Origin of the sequence: Methanoregula sp. (assembly GCA_026625165.1) — an archaeon.
Lineage (GTDB): Archaea > Halobacteriota > Methanomicrobia > Methanomicrobiales > Methanospirillaceae > MVRE01.
On the sequence record CP112999.1, the window covers coordinates 807,415 to 822,872 of the forward strand.

Annotated in this window: 15 protein-coding genes; 4 read left to right on the forward strand and 11 right to left on the reverse strand. The window is 52.5% G+C overall.

Annotated elements, in window-relative coordinates:
• Positions 1-273: 273 nt before the first annotated feature.
• Complete coding sequence (locus tag OS112_04305; GenBank protein WAC05857.1) at positions 274-1,635, forward strand: DUF2130 domain-containing protein; 1,362 nt, start codon at positions 274-276, stop codon at positions 1,633-1,635.
• Between the two features lie 1,154 nt (positions 1,636-2,789).
• Here OS112_04305 and OS112_04310 read toward each other — a convergent pair.
• The 3 genes from OS112_04310 to OS112_04320 form a co-directional block, all read right to left on the reverse strand.
• Positions 2,790-3,653 (reverse strand): PD-(D/E)XK nuclease family protein, encoded by an 864-nt coding sequence (locus tag OS112_04310; GenBank protein ID WAC05858.1) that lies wholly within the window; start codon positions 3,651-3,653, stop codon positions 2,790-2,792.
• Positions 3,654-3,929: 276 nt separating this feature from the next.
• Complete coding sequence (locus OS112_04315; GenBank protein WAC05859.1) at positions 3,930-4,418, reverse strand: hypothetical protein; 489 nt, start codon at positions 4,416-4,418, stop codon at positions 3,930-3,932.
• A 43-nt stretch (positions 4,419-4,461) separates the two neighbouring features.
• On the reverse strand, positions 4,462-5,532 hold the full coding sequence (locus OS112_04320; protein ID WAC05860.1) for a PDDEXK nuclease domain-containing protein: 1,071 nt from the start codon (positions 5,530-5,532) through the stop codon (positions 4,462-4,464).
• Positions 5,533-5,683: 151 nt separating this feature from the next.
• On the opposite strand from OS112_04320, the gene OS112_04325 reads away from it, so the two are divergent.
• Positions 5,684-5,848 carry a hypothetical protein gene (locus OS112_04325; GenBank protein ID WAC05861.1) on the forward strand — a complete coding sequence of 55 codons (165 nt, stop codon included), beginning with the start codon at positions 5,684-5,686 and terminating at the stop codon, positions 5,846-5,848.
• Positions 5,849-5,944: 96 nt separating this feature from the next.
• On the opposite strand, the gene OS112_04330 is transcribed toward OS112_04325, so the two are convergent.
• The 4 genes from OS112_04330 to OS112_04345 all read right to left on the reverse strand — a co-directional run bounded on the left by OS112_04330 (position 5,945) and on the right by OS112_04345 (position 9,370).
• A complete protein-coding gene (locus OS112_04330) occupies positions 5,945-6,286 on the reverse strand; it encodes a PIN domain-containing protein (GenBank protein ID WAC05862.1) in 342 nt (113 codons plus the stop codon).
• Positions 6,287-6,299: 13 nt separating this feature from the next.
• The gene (locus OS112_04335; GenBank protein ID WAC05863.1) at positions 6,300-6,626 is read right to left on the reverse strand and encodes a hypothetical protein; all 327 of its coding nucleotides are present in this window, start codon (positions 6,624-6,626) and stop codon (positions 6,300-6,302) included.
• A 246-nt stretch (positions 6,627-6,872) separates the two neighbouring features.
• Positions 6,873-8,099 carry a M23 family metallopeptidase gene (locus OS112_04340; GenBank protein ID WAC05864.1) on the reverse strand — a complete coding sequence of 409 codons (1,227 nt, stop codon included), beginning with the start codon at positions 8,097-8,099 and terminating at the stop codon, positions 6,873-6,875.
• Between the two features lie 122 nt (positions 8,100-8,221).
• Positions 8,222-9,370: an acyltransferase family protein gene (locus OS112_04345; protein WAC05865.1), complete on the reverse strand. Its 1,149-nt coding sequence runs from the start codon at positions 9,368-9,370 to the stop codon at positions 8,222-8,224.
• A 325-nt stretch (positions 9,371-9,695) separates the two neighbouring features.
• Between OS112_04345 and OS112_04350 the strand changes: the two genes are divergently transcribed.
• Together OS112_04350 and OS112_04355 are read left to right on the forward strand one after the other, a co-directional pair.
• Complete coding sequence (locus tag OS112_04350) at positions 9,696-11,954, forward strand: cation:dicarboxylase symporter family transporter (protein WAC05866.1); 2,259 nt, start codon at positions 9,696-9,698, stop codon at positions 11,952-11,954.
• Positions 11,955-12,218: 264 nt separating this feature from the next.
• Positions 12,219-12,443 (forward strand): type II toxin-antitoxin system HicB family antitoxin, encoded by a 225-nt coding sequence (locus tag OS112_04355; GenBank protein ID WAC05867.1) that lies wholly within the window; start codon positions 12,219-12,221, stop codon positions 12,441-12,443.
• Positions 12,444-12,787: 344 nt separating this feature from the next.
• Here the strand turns inward: OS112_04355 and OS112_04360 are convergent, their stop codons facing one another.
• The 4 genes from OS112_04360 to OS112_04375 all read right to left on the reverse strand — a co-directional run bounded on the left by OS112_04360 (position 12,788) and on the right by OS112_04375 (position 15,359).
• Positions 12,788-13,204: a hypothetical protein gene (locus OS112_04360; protein ID WAC05868.1), complete on the reverse strand. Its 417-nt coding sequence runs from the start codon at positions 13,202-13,204 to the stop codon at positions 12,788-12,790.
• Positions 13,201-13,458: a hypothetical protein gene (locus OS112_04365; GenBank protein ID WAC05869.1), complete on the reverse strand. Its 258-nt coding sequence runs from the start codon at positions 13,456-13,458 to the stop codon at positions 13,201-13,203. Before OS112_04365 ends, OS112_04360 begins: the two co-directional genes overlap by 4 nt.
• A gap of 99 nt (positions 13,459-13,557) precedes the next feature.
• The gene (locus tag OS112_04370; GenBank protein ID WAC05870.1) at positions 13,558-13,746 is read right to left on the reverse strand and encodes a hypothetical protein; all 189 of its coding nucleotides are present in this window, start codon (positions 13,744-13,746) and stop codon (positions 13,558-13,560) included.
• Between the two features lie 263 nt (positions 13,747-14,009).
• Positions 14,010-15,359, reverse strand: a complete 1,350-nt coding sequence (locus OS112_04375; GenBank protein WAC05871.1) for a tetratricopeptide repeat protein — start codon at positions 15,357-15,359, stop codon at positions 14,010-14,012.
• Positions 15,360-15,458 lie beyond the last annotated feature (99 nt).

Sequence of the window (15,458 nt, forward strand, 5' to 3'; positions counted from 1 at the left end):
TATCGACCATTTCCCATTCAAACTTCTTCGCGTTATCAAGGTCTTCCCTGCCTGCCCCGGTTCAACAAGAACATTTTGCCCGGGAATTCACGAACACTGAGATATCGGTCATATTTCCGGATGTTTGGTTGGATGGGTAAATAGGACGATCGGCCTCAGGAATCTTTCTCAGTACTGATGGAGCAGTATGAATCTCAATAATTGTGAAATGCAGATTGAATAAATTTTTGTACGAGAAATATTCAATACACTTTTATCATTAGGGGAATTCCAATGAAATCTGAAGTGATTATCTGCCCCAAATGCCGGACAAAGATCCCTTTGACCGAAGCCATAACATCACAAATTCGGGAAGATCTGAAAAAAGAATTCGAATCTGAACTCAAAGAAATCAAGGAAAAAACGGAAAAAGATCTGATTGAAGAAAAAGAAAAAATTGCGAATGAAGCCAAAGAAATGGCCGAATTAAAAGTAAAGATCGACTTGGACGATTTACGGCAACAGATTTCAGAGAAAGATGAAAAATTACAAGCTGCGCATAAGAATGAATTAGAACTTCGGCAAAGAGCCCGGGAACTTGAAGCCAAGGAAAAAGAGATCGATCTTGAAATTTTGAAACGAGTCGATGAAAGCCAAACTCGAATAAAAGAGGAATCTATTCAGAAGTTTCAACTTGAATTAGATGATTTACGACAGCAGGTTTCAGAGAAAGATGAAAAAATTAACGCTGCCCTTAAGAAAGAATTGGAATTCAGACAAAAAGAAAGAAAACTTGACGACCGTAAAAAAGCGATCGAGCTAGAAATTTTAAAACGGATTGATGAAGAGCGAAATACGATTCAGAATGACGCAATAAAAAACTTTCAGGAACAATTCCGATTACAGTTGGCAGAGCGAGAAAGCAAGATCCAAAGCTTGTCTTCTACCGTTGACGAATTACAAAGAAAAATCGCCCAAGGATCGCAACAACTCCAAGGCGAAGTTCTGGAACTAGAACTTGAAGATTTACTTCGGGACCTGTTTCCCTCAGATGTTATTAAACCAATCGCGAAAGGCGCGAGAGGTGCAGACATCCTCCAAAAAATTTTCCATTCCGGTACGTATTGCGGTTCGATCATTTGGGAGACTAAACGGGCCAAGGCGTGGCATAAAGATTGGATTACTAAATTGAAATCCGATCAGAATGATGCAAAAGCAAATACAGCAGTTTTGTATTCCACGGTTTTTCCTAAAGAGATGGAATGTTCTGGCCAAATAGATGGAGTCTGGGTTACCGATCATTCTTCAATGCCCGGATTGGCAACCGCTCTAAGGGTTGCCTTAATTGAGGTAGCTCGGGAAAGGATTGTTTCAACTGGAAGAAATGAAAAAATGGAATTATTGAATAACTACGTAAACAGTCCGGAATTCCAGCAAAAAGTGATAAGTATTGCCGAGAGCATCAAAGCGATGCAGGATGATTTAACAAAAGAAAAACGGGCGATGGAAAAAATCTGGGCAAAACGAGAAAAGCAAATTCAGGGTGTCGTCCTCAACACCGTTCGCATTGTGGGAGATATGCATGGGATTATTGGAAAATCTCTGGAAGAAATCAAAGTGTTCGAGTTGGAAGAAGCATCAGAAAGTGACGAATAGGTAAGTTGTCCAGATTCAGAGGATAGATAATGGGATTTCTGCGTGACTGATTCATCCGATTTTTTATTTCTTGACAGTAACGCGCTTATCAGTTTACCTATTAACGAAAAAATAAAGACAATTATGGCAATGATTGCAGCGATCAGGCCGGCGAGAAGAGCAGCGTCTCGTTTTGAAATTTTTTTCCGTCCCACATGATTCCATATTGTTATTTTTCGTATTAAAATCATGTATAAAAAATTTAAAAAATACTTCAGTTGAAGTTTGCAACAGCGTAAGGAAACCCGGTGGATATTTAGGAGCACGGGGGGTAGATGTATTCCTTTTTCCGGAAAGTTTCATGAGAAGATTGTACAGGAAAAAGATTCCGGAAATTTGGAAAATATTGTCCAACTGCCCGGAATTAATAACCCACTCAATTCCGTGATACTTCTCCTCTGCATTTGCTGAATTTACGTCGGTACCTGTCGAAGTAAAATATTGATCTTACCCCCAAAACAAGTCTTCTTTCCGTTTTTACAGGCTACAGTCCGATCCGGCAGGAGATCGCCTGTCCAAAAGCGTCTAAAAGCGATCTTTTTAGAGGCCATTTTCAGCCGAAATAAGGTAAACGGATGGCAATTTAAGCGTATTCCAAAAACCATGTACCGGAATTCGCTGTTTTGTGCAACCTGATTGGAAAAAACCTGTCCCACCGGCAGGTGAGTGAGCAGGGGCTACCGTCGGAGAGTATCCTAATAAGAAGTATCTCGACTCCTATGCTTCCTGCAGCTGATTTGCCGGGATTGTCCGACAACAACCTGCCATGAAATTTACGTCGATGTCCGTCGGAGACTCCCCCTGATCTTATGCTCAAAACAGGGGTTTTTCCATGTTTCACAGGTTACAGCCCGACCCTACCCGGGATCGTGGCTTGTAACTGTGCTAAATACTGCTTTTTCCGGGCACGCTATATACCGATTCCAGCCAATCGGGGGCTGAACTGCGGATTTCGAGAAAGAATAGTGTCGATTTTGGGTGAAACAGTGTCGGTTAGTCCTCCGTCAGGAGCAATCGGAGCCTGAAACGGGCCCGGTTTCCTTAGGCTCAGAAAGGCTTCTTCACAGATGGCGACAGGGGGATCCTCCATATAGGCCAAGGTAAATAGTGCTCTTTCACATACTTACGACCGCCGACTCCGGACAAACCTCCGCAAACCGGCAGCTCAAACACTCGCGTTGCGAAGGCCTCGCCGGAAAATCCCCGTACTCATAACTCGCGTTCATCGCCGCAAATTCCCGGGGGATCATCTCCTGAACCCCGCGTAACTGTTCATCGAAGAAGGCATAGGGCTTCGTTATGCCGGTCTTCAGGAATACGAGTTCGGTCCCGATCTCATCGGAACTCATCTTGTAATACTCCTTTGCCCACAGCACATACGCCGCCATCTGGAGTTCCGTCTCGTATTCGTCATCGTCCCTGCCGGTCTTCCAGTCGGTGAGGACGAGAGTGCCGTCCGGCTGTTTCCCGACAAAATCCACTTTGACCGTTACCCCGATATCCCCGATGCTGAAATGATCGAACTCCTCGTGCCGCAGGCATTCCCGGCTATTGTAGCCCGGCCATTTTTCAAAGAAAATTTTCAGGCACACTTTTCCGTTCTCATCGATGGCAGCAAAAAATGAATCAGTAATTTTCTCTCCGTTATGGTATTCAGTAAATGTCTCGCCACCCACATTTTTGTAAAGCGAGACTTTTTTCGAAAACGCATTCATTGCTTCTGCCAGGTCCATCGGCTTGTTCTCGCAATGGAGTTGGATCTGCTTGTCGATGATATCGTGAATGAGCTGGCCCTGGACAACAAATTTGGAAGTGAAGTTCTTGAGCCACCGGATTTTTTCAGGATTTACGACTGGTGCGGATTTGACATACGGGGCGATGTATTCAAAATAGTACTGGCGCTGGCACCGGTTCCAGACCCGGTGTTTTGTGAAGGACCAGGAATTTATTTTGAAGAAAAAGTTGTCTAACTCCACCATATGTTTGAGTTGTGGACTGCCACGAAATATCTTCCTCTTTCACTTTGTCTTCAGCCAAATCTGATTATAGTCTGATAAGTTATCAGAGACCTGCACCCCCTTTTTATTCCCAGCTTCTCGCCCATTTTCACATCGGTATCCGAAGTGAGATTTCACCAGTCTGGTTCCCAAAACAGGCCTTCTTTTTCTTCCGGCATACCACACCCCGATCCCCCCTGAGATCGTGCCCGTAATTAGTGCTATTTGATGATTTTTTGGAACCCGCCGGGTGCCGATTCAAGCCAAACAGAGGTCATTTTGGGCATTTCGAAAAATAACCGTGTCGGTTTTTGGCAAAACTGTGCCGGTACCGTAGTCCGGACCCTGTGAAAAGGACAGGCCAGGATCCATTCTACCGTCGGAGACTGCCGTCCGGAAAAGTACTGCTGTCTCCCATGCTTTTTGCAGCTGTATGACCCGGGTTGTCAGACACCTCATATCCCGATCACTGCCAAGCCCTGATCCGGGCATTCTCAAAACAGGGGTTCTTTTCCAAACCTGTATCCTAGGTCGACCGGTCGTTAGATCCTCTGTCCAAACAGGTTTAAACAGGCCGTTTTTAAACCGCACAAACACCATATTCAGTGCAAAAGAAGCGATTATAGCAATAATCCGGGGAACTATGTCCAGAAACCCCCAAAACAGGCCGGTCATGTTTGGATCCGGATCCGGTGTTTTTGGCAATCCGGGCTCAAAATATGGCCGGATTAGTTTCAGCACTCTCATGCTCCTGTGAGGACTCCCTGATCTGATCCATACTTCCGGAATTTCAGGAACGCCCGTGATCCAACCTTCGCATGATCTCTTTTTCCCGTTCAATTTCTGCAACGAGTTCCTGTTCGCTGGGGAGGTAGAGTTTGTACCGCGATGCGAAGAGCTGGCTGCTGTCATTGAGTACCGAGTACCGCACGACCGTTTCGTCTTTTTCCGTGCAGAGAATGATGCCGATCGTCGGATTATCTTCGTTTGTTTTTACCCGGTCCTCGAACAGCCGCACGTACATATCCATCTGTCCGATATCCTGATGTGTCAGCCTTCCCGTTTTGAGATCGATGAGGACGAAACATTTCAGGATAAAGTGATAGAAAACAAGATCGATATAAAACTCCGATGTCTCAGTACTGATCCTGAACTGGCGGCCAACAAACGAGAATCCTTTTCCCAGTTCCAGGAGGAACTGCTGGAGTTTGTCGATCAGCGCCTTCTCAAGATCCCGTTCGAGATACGATAAAGATTCCGGGATTTGCAGGAATTCCAGGACATACGGGTCCCTGATAAAATCCTCCGGGCGCGTGGCAAGCGACTGCGTTGCTTCTTTTGCCTCAGCTATGACAGCATCCCGGCTGCGGCTTTTTAAGAGACGTTCAAAATAAAGTGAATCGATCTGCCGCTCAAGGGCCCGGACACTCCAGTTCTGGCTGATTGCCTCCCCGATGTAATATCCCCGGGCAGCAGGATCCTCCACCCGCATCAGGAGCCGGTAGTGCGACCAGCTCAATCCGCTACACACTGTGTAGCCAATTTTATTAGGAGGGATATCGTCCTCGCGGCATCCACGTGGGAAGACAAGGAAAAACTGCCGGAAGTTCTTGAGGTTCGCGACAGAAAAACCGCGCCCGAATTCACCAGTCAGTCGCCCGGCCAGATCTTCGAGAAGGTGAGTCCCATATCCTGCCCGGCTCCTGCCAGCCTGCTCTTCTTCTACGATCAACCGCCCGATGTTCCAGTACGCTTCGACCATTGCATGGTTGACGGCTTGGTAAGCCCTCTGCCGTGCGTCGTGAATTATCTGCCGGAGCGTATCATACAGGGGATTTGGAACATCGGGGTGGACTGGCATAAGATCATTTCCTCCGGTACTCCGGTGGAACAGATCACGATAATATATGATTACGCGTGCACCGGGAAAGTAAGAACATGCCTGATAATCGTCGTTTCATGAGTGGGTTAAGAGATTGGGGGAGTTGGTGGCGCGATGGGGTAGTGTACCAGTGATTGACCATGCTGTGGTTCCCGGATATTGCCAAGAGCGGCTGCTGGGCATGATCGCCGCCGTGTGTGCGGAGGAGTTTGTGGCGAAGCCATCATACATGGGGTGCCGGACCTGCGATTATACGGATCTGTGCGAGACAGGGGAGAAGGGAGACCGGTCATGAGATTGTATATCCCATACCGAAGACGGGTTCCGGAACATTACCGGAATTTTTCATCTGATAAAAAGATTCTTTGATGAAAATTACGGGTCCTGCAATTCAGGGGCCGAGATAAATGGCGTCCGTAATTTCCTTAAAATGCGGATCGCCGGTCACGACTTTATGGTCGCCGTTCCGTGCCGTGGCAAGGATGATCGAGTCGGCGATCCCGGCAACTTCCCGTTTTTTCAAGTGCCCTGCAGCAACCGCGATATCCTCATCAACCGGCAGGATGGAGCTTCGTGCCCGGATATCGTCAAGACAGGTCCGGATGGTGGCCTCGTCCTGTCCCCCTGAAACAAAGAACCGGACAACTTCTGCAAGGGTGATCGTTGAGGTGAAGAGCGGGGAATCGTTCTCGATCCACTTTTTTGCCGCTTCGTTTCCCCGCCAGTATTCCACCCAGACCCACGTGTCAATGACGTATCCGATGGGAATCCTCCTCCTCGTCCCGGACAAATGACGGAGCGCCCGCAAGAAGCCCGAACGTCGAGGGGCGGTGTTTCTTCCGTTCCTTTATCAGGAACCGGATCGCGTCCTCGTAAGTTTCCGCGTCTGCTTCGGTTTTTACCCGGTCAAGGTCCAGTTTGGTATTCCCCGATACCTGGATCGAGGTCTTCTGCCGGATACCGTGTTTTTTCATGTTTGTCCGTACCGATCCCATCCCGGCCGATGGATTTGTTCCAGGCTTTTTAACCCGCATCCGCCGGGACTTCCCGTGCTTGCTTGCGTTCTGCTGCATACCTGCTATAACTTATAGCGCTATAGATTATAATAATTGGCATGCGGCAATCCCCTTTCCATGTTGTCACGAGTGCAGGAGATAGTCGCGGCGGTGTGTGTGAGGGAATTTCTTGTGAGGCCGTCATACATGGGGTGCCGGACCTGCGATTTTACGGATTTGTGCGAAGCCGGGGAGAAAGAATGAGGGCCGGCTGCCCGAAAAGATCCCGCCCGTTCCTGCAGGGAGAAATGAAAAAAAATGGTATCAGGGGAACCTGACAATCACATTGTTCTCCATGAGCCGGCTCTGCTGGGGCACCGGCTCTTTATCAAAGGTGACAATTTTTGAAAATTCAGACCACATCTGGTTTATCGAATAACCCGGCCTGGAGAGCCGCTCCTCGGCGAGCGTCTGGTTGACTTTTCCAATCACGTTAAACGAGCGGTACACGTGGGGATAGCCTTCGGCACCGAGGAAGGACGCTTTGTCCGTCACGACCTGGAAATGGAGGTGCGGGATGTCGGAGTTGCCGGAATTGCCCATCAGGCCGAGCACCTGGCCTTCTTTCACGCTCTCACCGGGCTTCACCCGGACCGACCCGTTGACCATGTGGGCATAGCAGGCGTATTTTTTGTTCCCGATATCTACGATGACGTAGTTTCCTGCCGCGGTGGCGACCGTTGCCGGCGGGGCGGAGTAGATCGTTTCGATATCCGGCAGGACGTCTGAGGCATCCACGACCGTCCCGCCCGCAACCGCATGGATCTCTTTGCCAAACCCGTAATAGTTCCGGGCAAGGGTCGCATTACCATGAGCAGCCTGCCCGGTTGCCGGGTCCACGAGGATCCAGTCCTGGGCATACCGCTGGGGGACTCTGGGAACGCCGTTCATGGTGATCTGGGCGCGGAAGTGGTGTGTCAGCGGCGAAGTCGTCTCCATCGCAAGCCAGCCCGGGCCCTGCATCGGGGGACCGACGACCACCGGTGCAAGACCTTTTTGTACGGCAACGTCACCGCCGGTTATGGTCAGGGGGGAAAGGCCGGCTGCGGTCCGGTTCAGGGTGAGCCGGTGGGAGAGCCGGTCCGGTACGGCATCAGGGCTGACCACGAACCAGATCGATATTCGGGGGACGGGGACTTTTCCCGTGCCGTTCTGGAGCTCGGCCGGTGTGGGCGGCGGGACACTTGCCGGGTGGTACAGGGCAGATAACAGTTCGCCGTCGGCGGTGTAGATGACTTTTCCGGTGACCGGGTCGATGACCTCGACCTTCTCCGGCGCAAGCGTTATATCATTTGCCGCTTTGAGTTCAAGTTCGTAGGCAAGGTTGACGCCGTCCGTACTCGCGACCGGGATGGGCGGAAACGGAACGGTCATGTTCACAAAGGATGTTTCCGGTGCCTTAGGCTGCTCAGCTGCAGGCTGGATGCATCCTGCAGCAAGGACCAAGGCGATGCCGATAATGAGGATGAGGAGAGAATGCTTCGCGGACATGATGGTAACGATCGATCGTTGGTGTTCCGGAAAATAAAGAGAGACGATTTGAGATCCATATGGCCGGACATCCGGAACGGCCTCCCCGTCAGATTACACCGGAAAGAGGAAAGCCGTACCACTCACAGCACCCGTGATACCCCGGGCATCGCACGGATCAGGTGGGCAAGGGCAAACGAGATGCAGATGGCCAGCGGGAGCACGATGGCAAATTTTGCAAGCTGCGGGAGGGCAATACCCGCGAACACAAGGGAGATGGATATGAGGACGACCGGGTGGAAAACGTACACGGCGTAGGAGTCCCCGGCCATCGCGCCGGTTACCGGCCCCTGCGAGTTGAGATATCGGGAGAAGAGCCAGAGCAGTGAGGTGATGATCATCATGCACGCCATCTGCTCCCAGAGGGCATAGAGCACGGACTGCCACTGGAGCCCGCCCGTGATGAGCGAAATCCCTGCCGGCGAACCGAGGACCGCGGAGACGAAGAACGGCTGGATGGCTATGAGTGCAAGGGCCGCGAGCGTGCATGCCTTCCCCAGACGGTCGGGGATGGTATCGAACCACCGGTTGTGCGCCGCATACAAGCCGACGATGAAGAGGGCGATATACTGCGGGAAGAACGGGATCTGGAAATTGAACAGCCATGTTGACCCGATTGGAACAAAGATACGGACGAGCGCCGTGATGATCCCCAGCAGGAGCCCGAAGGCAGCGATGGCGGCAAAACCCGGGAACGGGTGCGGTTTTTTGTAGCCGGGCTCGTCCGGCCGGTGCAGCCCGGTCCATGCAAGGTACGCAAACGTTGCCACGATTAAGAAAAAGACAAACCACATGGGCCCGAACCCGGGACCGGTTACCGGGTTCAGAATGGTTGCCACGGGCAGGGGAAGCGGTGCGCCAGCTACCGTAAGGATAAGCAGGAGAAGGGGGCTGAGGACAAGCACCCAGAAAAGGAGCGGAATGCCGAGCCGCACCAGCCGGTCACGCGTGAACTTTTCCCGGCCCTTTCTCAGGAGCGAGGACGGGACGAAATACGCCGAGACCAGGGTGAAAAAGCCCATGAAGAACGACTGGTTCAGCGAATCGATGATGGCAAGGACAAGCGGTGTCCCGGGAGCATTGCCCGGGTCCACAAAGAACCAGCTGCCGGGGCCGCCATAGGTGATCGAACAGTGCGTCATGATCACAAGGCAGATCAGGACAATCCGGATATTATCGATAAAAAGGAGTCGCGGGCCGGATTTCTTTCCTGATGGTTGCGCGACAGACATTTACAAAGATTCTTCCGGCTATGCTCATTATCCATGCGATTTGTTCCAGGCCGGGGGGTCTCTGGCAATCATAGCGAGTGAAATGTACTTCCGGCAGAACAACCGGGGCGGTTCTTTGCGGACAGCAATCTCCTCCGGTAACTGTTAAATAATGATGAATATAATATTCGCTTACGCTTGGACCCTGGCCCGAAACCGACGCCGGATATGGTCCCGGGTGCATGGCGCCGTACCGGCTCTCTCCACGGCGGTTGCTGTCGCGCGAGTGTCCGGCGGTCCCGGCCGATCGTGCACCAGCGGCCCGAAGGCCCGGAGAAAAAACAACATGAAACTGCCCCGCCTGAACCTCACGAGCTGGATACTGCTGGGGTTCATCCTCGGGATTTTCACGGGCCTTGTCTTTGGGGACCTCTGCTCGTTCATGAAACCTCTTTCCGAGGCGTTCATCAAGATCTGGCAGATCACGATCCTGCCTTCCGTCGCCCTCTCCCTGATCGTCGGTATCGGGAGCCTGAAGCGGGACACGGCAAAAGCCATCGCACTCAAGGCGTTTTTGGTCATCCTGCTGATCTGGGTCATCGGCGTCGTGGGGTTTTTCTCGTTCCAGCTGGCATTTCCCCCCCGGATAGAAGCCTCCTTCTTCAGCACCCAGGACCTGGCCCAGAAGACCGGTATCGACCTCATCGACCAGTTCATCCCGTCAAATCCCTTCCTCTCCCTGTCAAATGGGATCATCCCGGCAACCGTGCTCTTCTGCCTGTTCCTGGGGTTTGCCCTGATGCTGGACGACGGGAGCGGGCCGGTCCTTTCCATCCTCCGGGCCCTGCTGCGGGCGCTCGACCGCATGACGCACATCATTGCCATGACCTTCCCGGTCGGCATCTTTGTCATCACCGCCGTGATGGCAGGGACCCTGACCTTCGAGGGGTTCCTGGACCTCCAGGTATTCATCATCACCCTTGCCGCTGCCGCCATCCTGCTTGGTCTTGTGGTCATGCCCCTTTTAGTCACCTGCTTTACCACCTTCCATTACCGGGACATCCTTGCCGCCGCCTCAAAGCCCCTGCTCCTCGCCTTCTCGACCGGCACGGAATTCATCACCCTGCCGCTGATCACCGATGGGGTTGAGAAGCTCTTCTCCGGGAAGGCCCGGGAACCTGATACCGCCAACGGAGGGGGGACGGGCCCGGCCGGAGACCCCGGTGTGGACCCTGCCCGGGGCGAGATACGGTCGTACAGCGAGATCCTGGTGCCTGTTGCCTATACTTTCCCGCTGCTGGGCGGCCTCGTCCCCTTCCTTTTCATCCTCTTTGTGGCCTGGCTGTACCATGACCCGCTGAACTTCGTTGAACAGGTGAAACTCATTGTCGTGGGGATCCCGAGCTTCTTTGGATCGTCCAAGATCTCGGTGATCTCGCTCCTGGACCTGATGCACCTCCCTGCCGACGCGTACAACCTGTACATCAGCTCGGGGATCCTCCGGCAGGCCTTCGTGGCCCCCTTAAGCGTCATCTCGATCTTCTCGTTCTCCACGATCACCATTGCCCTCACCACGAACCGGTGCCGGTTCCGGTGGAGGAGGGCGCTCATGTCGCTTTTCATCGTCATCCTGCTGGCAGCCCTCCTCATCGCCGGGCTGCATACGGGCTTCACGTACCTGCTGGCAGGCACCTACCACGGGGGCGACCAGATCTCCCGGATCGAGCTGCCCCCTGATCCGGAGGGAAAACGGCTGGACAGTGTCGTGAACACGACGGTCTACCTGCATAAGGAGGATGTCCCGGCCATCGTTCCTGCGGCCTCCGGCAGAAGCGATGAGGTCCGGCAGATCCGGGAGAGGGGAGTACTCCGTGTCGGGTACAACAGCAACAATGTCCCGTTCGTGTTCTTCAACGACAAGGGCGAACTGGTGGGATACGACGTGGAGATGGCCTACGACCTGGCCCGGACCCTGAATGTCTCCCGGATCGAGTTCGTTCCGATCACGGGGACCAACCTTGCCGAATCCCTCGATAGCGGTTACTGCGACATCATCATGTCTGCGGTCATGGTGAACGGGGAGAGGCTCGATGCGATGAAATTCACCGACCCGACCGTCACCGTCCACTTGGCGTTCGTTGTACCGGACGGGAAGAAGGGGGAGTTTGTGAAGCTGGATGATGTGAAGCAGATGGACGGCCTGAGAGTTGCCGTCTTCAACAACACGGCGATGGTCAAGGTGGCAGGGCAGCTGCTCCCCCGTGCAACCATCGTCCCGATCGACTCGCGCGAGGAGTTCTTCGAAAAGGGCAGGGCGGATGCCCTGATGATTCCCGCCGAGGAAGGGTATACCCTGACCCTGCAGTACCCGTTCTTCGATGTGGCCATCATCGAACCCTACGATTCTTACCTGATGATGTACGGGTACCCGGTAGCCCGTGACAGCAGCGAGTCCTACCTCCTCGCGCTGAATTACTGGATCACGATGGAAAAGGACTACGGGATGCTCCAGAAAAAGTACGATTACTGGGTGCTCGGCAAGATCCCGGGAGCGGTCGGGCCCCGCTGGTCCGTGGTGCGGAACGTGCTGCACTGGGTTGCCTGATCTTTTCATCCCGCAAAGGGACAAATGCGGCCGGGGCGCTGCCCTAAAAAAAGTGACAGTGGTGTACCTGCGTAAGCGTTAGCTCAGGCCCTGGCTCCCGGGCGACCATGTACGAGGGAGGTTGTGGAGAGGGCGTCACACATAGGGTGCCGGACATGTGATTATACGGATTTTTGCGAGGTGGGGGAGAAGGAGTGAAATTTTTTTGCAGCTCCTGGTGTATCAGAGAAAAAATGAATATCTTTACCGCATAAAGGTACATCCATGAAATATACGGTCGTGCTTGAACCCCAGGAGGAAGGAGGTTTTACCGTCCAGTGCGTGGAGATCCCCGGCGCGATCAGCCAGGGTGAGACCCGGAAAGAAGCGCTTGCCAATATAAAAGAAGCAATAGAACTTGTCCTGGAAGTCCAGCGGGAAGAACTCCACAGGAATATCCCTGCAGCCCGGTGGGAGATTTCCAAGGTCGAAGTCGCTGATGTCGCGTAAACTCCCGGTCATCTCCGGCGAGGATATGGTAAAGTATCTCGTAAAACAGGGTTTTACCGTACGACGCCAGACATCAAGTCATATTGTTGTACAGAACGCGTGGCTTTGTTTTTTCCGTACCTCTTCATCGCGAACTTAAAAAAGGCACCCGGAACGCGATCCTGAAACAGGCTGGAATTGCCCTCGACGATTTCAGGAGAAATTACCGGTAATATTCCCTTGAGAGAGTTTACAGACGGTTGCCGTGTATCAGCAACCCGACGAGTTCAGGCCCCGGCTCCATATCATGAACAATTAAAAAAATCAGAATATTTTTTGATGTCCCAACAGCCGCGGTGTGCCGTTCAGCAGAGCGACTCCCCGGTACCCATGATCCTTCCCGTGACATTGTTGGCGGTATCGAGGACGCCGTGGGCGAACAGGTAGACGTGATAGTACCCGAGGATGGCCGATACATTATTCGCGGCATCGAGCGCCGTGTAGAGAACGATGCACGAGAGCACCAGCACCGACGCGAGGCCCGGCTTCTCGTTCTGCCGGAAGAGGTACGGGACCGCAACCATTAACGGCAGCAGGGCGAGGATCCCGAGCACCATGCACGGGACCATGCCGATTGAAGCAAAGCAGGCGGCGGACGTGGAGCTGCACTCCATGAAGTGCTCCTTCTGCACCGAGGCCAGGTAGAGCGTGCACGCTGACGCGAGCGTGGCACAGGAGATCGCGGCCGCAATGAAGATCCAGTATCGTTTGTGGAAGTTCACGTTGTGTCCCCGTGGGTCATGTCATAACCGGGACCGCTCTTTGCCTTTTCATTACAGGTGTGAGGAAGAACCGATCCAAAATTATTTTTTCCGGTTATCAGGCAGACGATCGCAATCAAAGAATGCCTGTGCGTTCTTCTCCAGTTCATATTATCCAGCGGTATCGTATCGTTCGAAGTAACATTCACCGGACGACTTCTTTTCACCGGGTTTGAGTGCGAGAAGGAGGCTGTCAGCGTGTTCACGGCAGACATAGGCACAACAGCACCCGAATGACTGGAACCCGATTGCATCCTTCTCACAGTGTTCACACTTTTGTTTTACTGCTATGGTTATCCTCTATTGAATTTTTTTTATGGATACTCTTTTTGGTCTTTGCGCCCCGGGACCATGCCGATTGCAGCAAAGCATGCGGCGGACGTTGAGTTGCACTCCATGAAATGTTCCTGTATCGAGGCCATGCAGAGCGTGCATGCTGACGCGAGCGTGGCACAGGAGATCGCGGCTCCGATTAAGATCCAGTACCGCTTGTCGAAGTTCATCTCGTCTTAGTTTTCTGCCGGGGCGGTATTGAAGGGGATGGTTGGGGGCCTTGGGTTGATAGAGGAATTGACAGGGAATGGCGTTGTGCGTGGGCTGCCGTATATGCGATTATGGGGATCTGTGCGGGATGGTGGGAAGAGGGGTTTGAGAGGTCAGAACCTGCTTAACCTCTTTGTGCCGGATTGTGCCGGCCCATACCCGGGGAAAAATGTAACGGGGTGTTGACGAAAACCCGGTTATTCCGCAATATCCGCGAACCGGGTCAGCGCCGCATTCTCCGATAGAGTGCCCCAAACACCAGCCCGGTTATTACAAGTCCTTCCTCTACCGGCGATTTCGTCGGAACCGGTGCTTGGCCGGATCCAGCGGTTTCTGTTCCGGAAATATCCGGTGAAGAGACCCCTTCTCCGGGATGAGGAGGATTTGTATAGAGCACATGGACCATCCAGTCGAACTCGCCGGCTTTGTAGTTCTGTTTTCCAATCGTTGAATTATCGATACGGTTTGGATTGGGGAGCACGATGGAGGATGTCCCGGTTTCCGAGGGCGTGTAATAGAGGATGTATATCCCGTGCTCTTTATCTGATATGGAATAGGAATCGGTGAAGATGACGATATAAAAATCACCCCTCACTTCGTGATCCGGAAGACCGATATCGATCCAAGAGGAATCGCGTTCGCATGACTGCCCGGGCATGGTGGTATTGAAAGGAATTTTTTCATACGGGATCACGTCATGGTATAAGGTTGTCAGGTTTTTATCCCAGATCTCGATCCGGACTTTCGCGTCGTTATCCCCGTACCGGCATCCGGCCACCCGCACACCGGTCACGATGATCGTCTTATTGTTTGAATACAATACCGCATGCCCTTTATGTAAAAAGGCCCAGCACCCGGTCAGTTTTCCTGCCGGTTCATATCCCAGTTCGCCGTCATACCGGATGGATTTGTTTCTGAAGACAGGCAGGATTACGGGAGGGGTGGTCAACGGGGTCCTGTTTTGCATCTCACGCTGGACATGAGCGATATTTTCCCTGGCAACTTCAAGCGTGGGATCCAATTCGACTGCCTTTGTAAATGCCTCCAGCGCTTCATCGTTCCTCCCAAGACAGTGCAATGCGAGGCCTTTGATATTCCATGCCCGGGCAAACTGCGGGTCAAGTGCGATTGCTCTCTCGCTTGCATCAAGTGCCGGGGAGCAGTTCCCCTCAAGCATCAGATTATAGGATATTTTCCATTGTACCTCTGCCTCGGATAAGGTCGTTAACGGGGCGCCGGTCTGCAGGTCAAGCTGAACATGGGCGATATTTTGTTTGGCAATTTCAAGCGTGGGATCCAATTCGACTGCCTTTGTAAATGCCTCCAGCGCTTCATCGTTCCTCCCAAGATTGTGTAATGCGGTGCCTTTTGCATTCCATGCCTTGGCAAACTGCGGGTCAAGTGCGATTGCTTTCTCACTTGCATCAAGTGCCAGGTGGTATTTCCCCTCAAGCAACAGATGATAGGATATATTCCATTGTGCCTCTGCCTCGGGTGAGGTGGCACAGGCTGAGGAGATAAGGAGACAGGCAATACAACAACCGAGGAAAAGCAACCGGATGTTCTGACCCATGATTAATACAATAGAAAAGGACTGATTTATTCTTTAGCCCAGGCTGAAGTCCGGAACGCACGCACAGGGCCGGCAGGCAGGGGATACCCGGCCGATCCT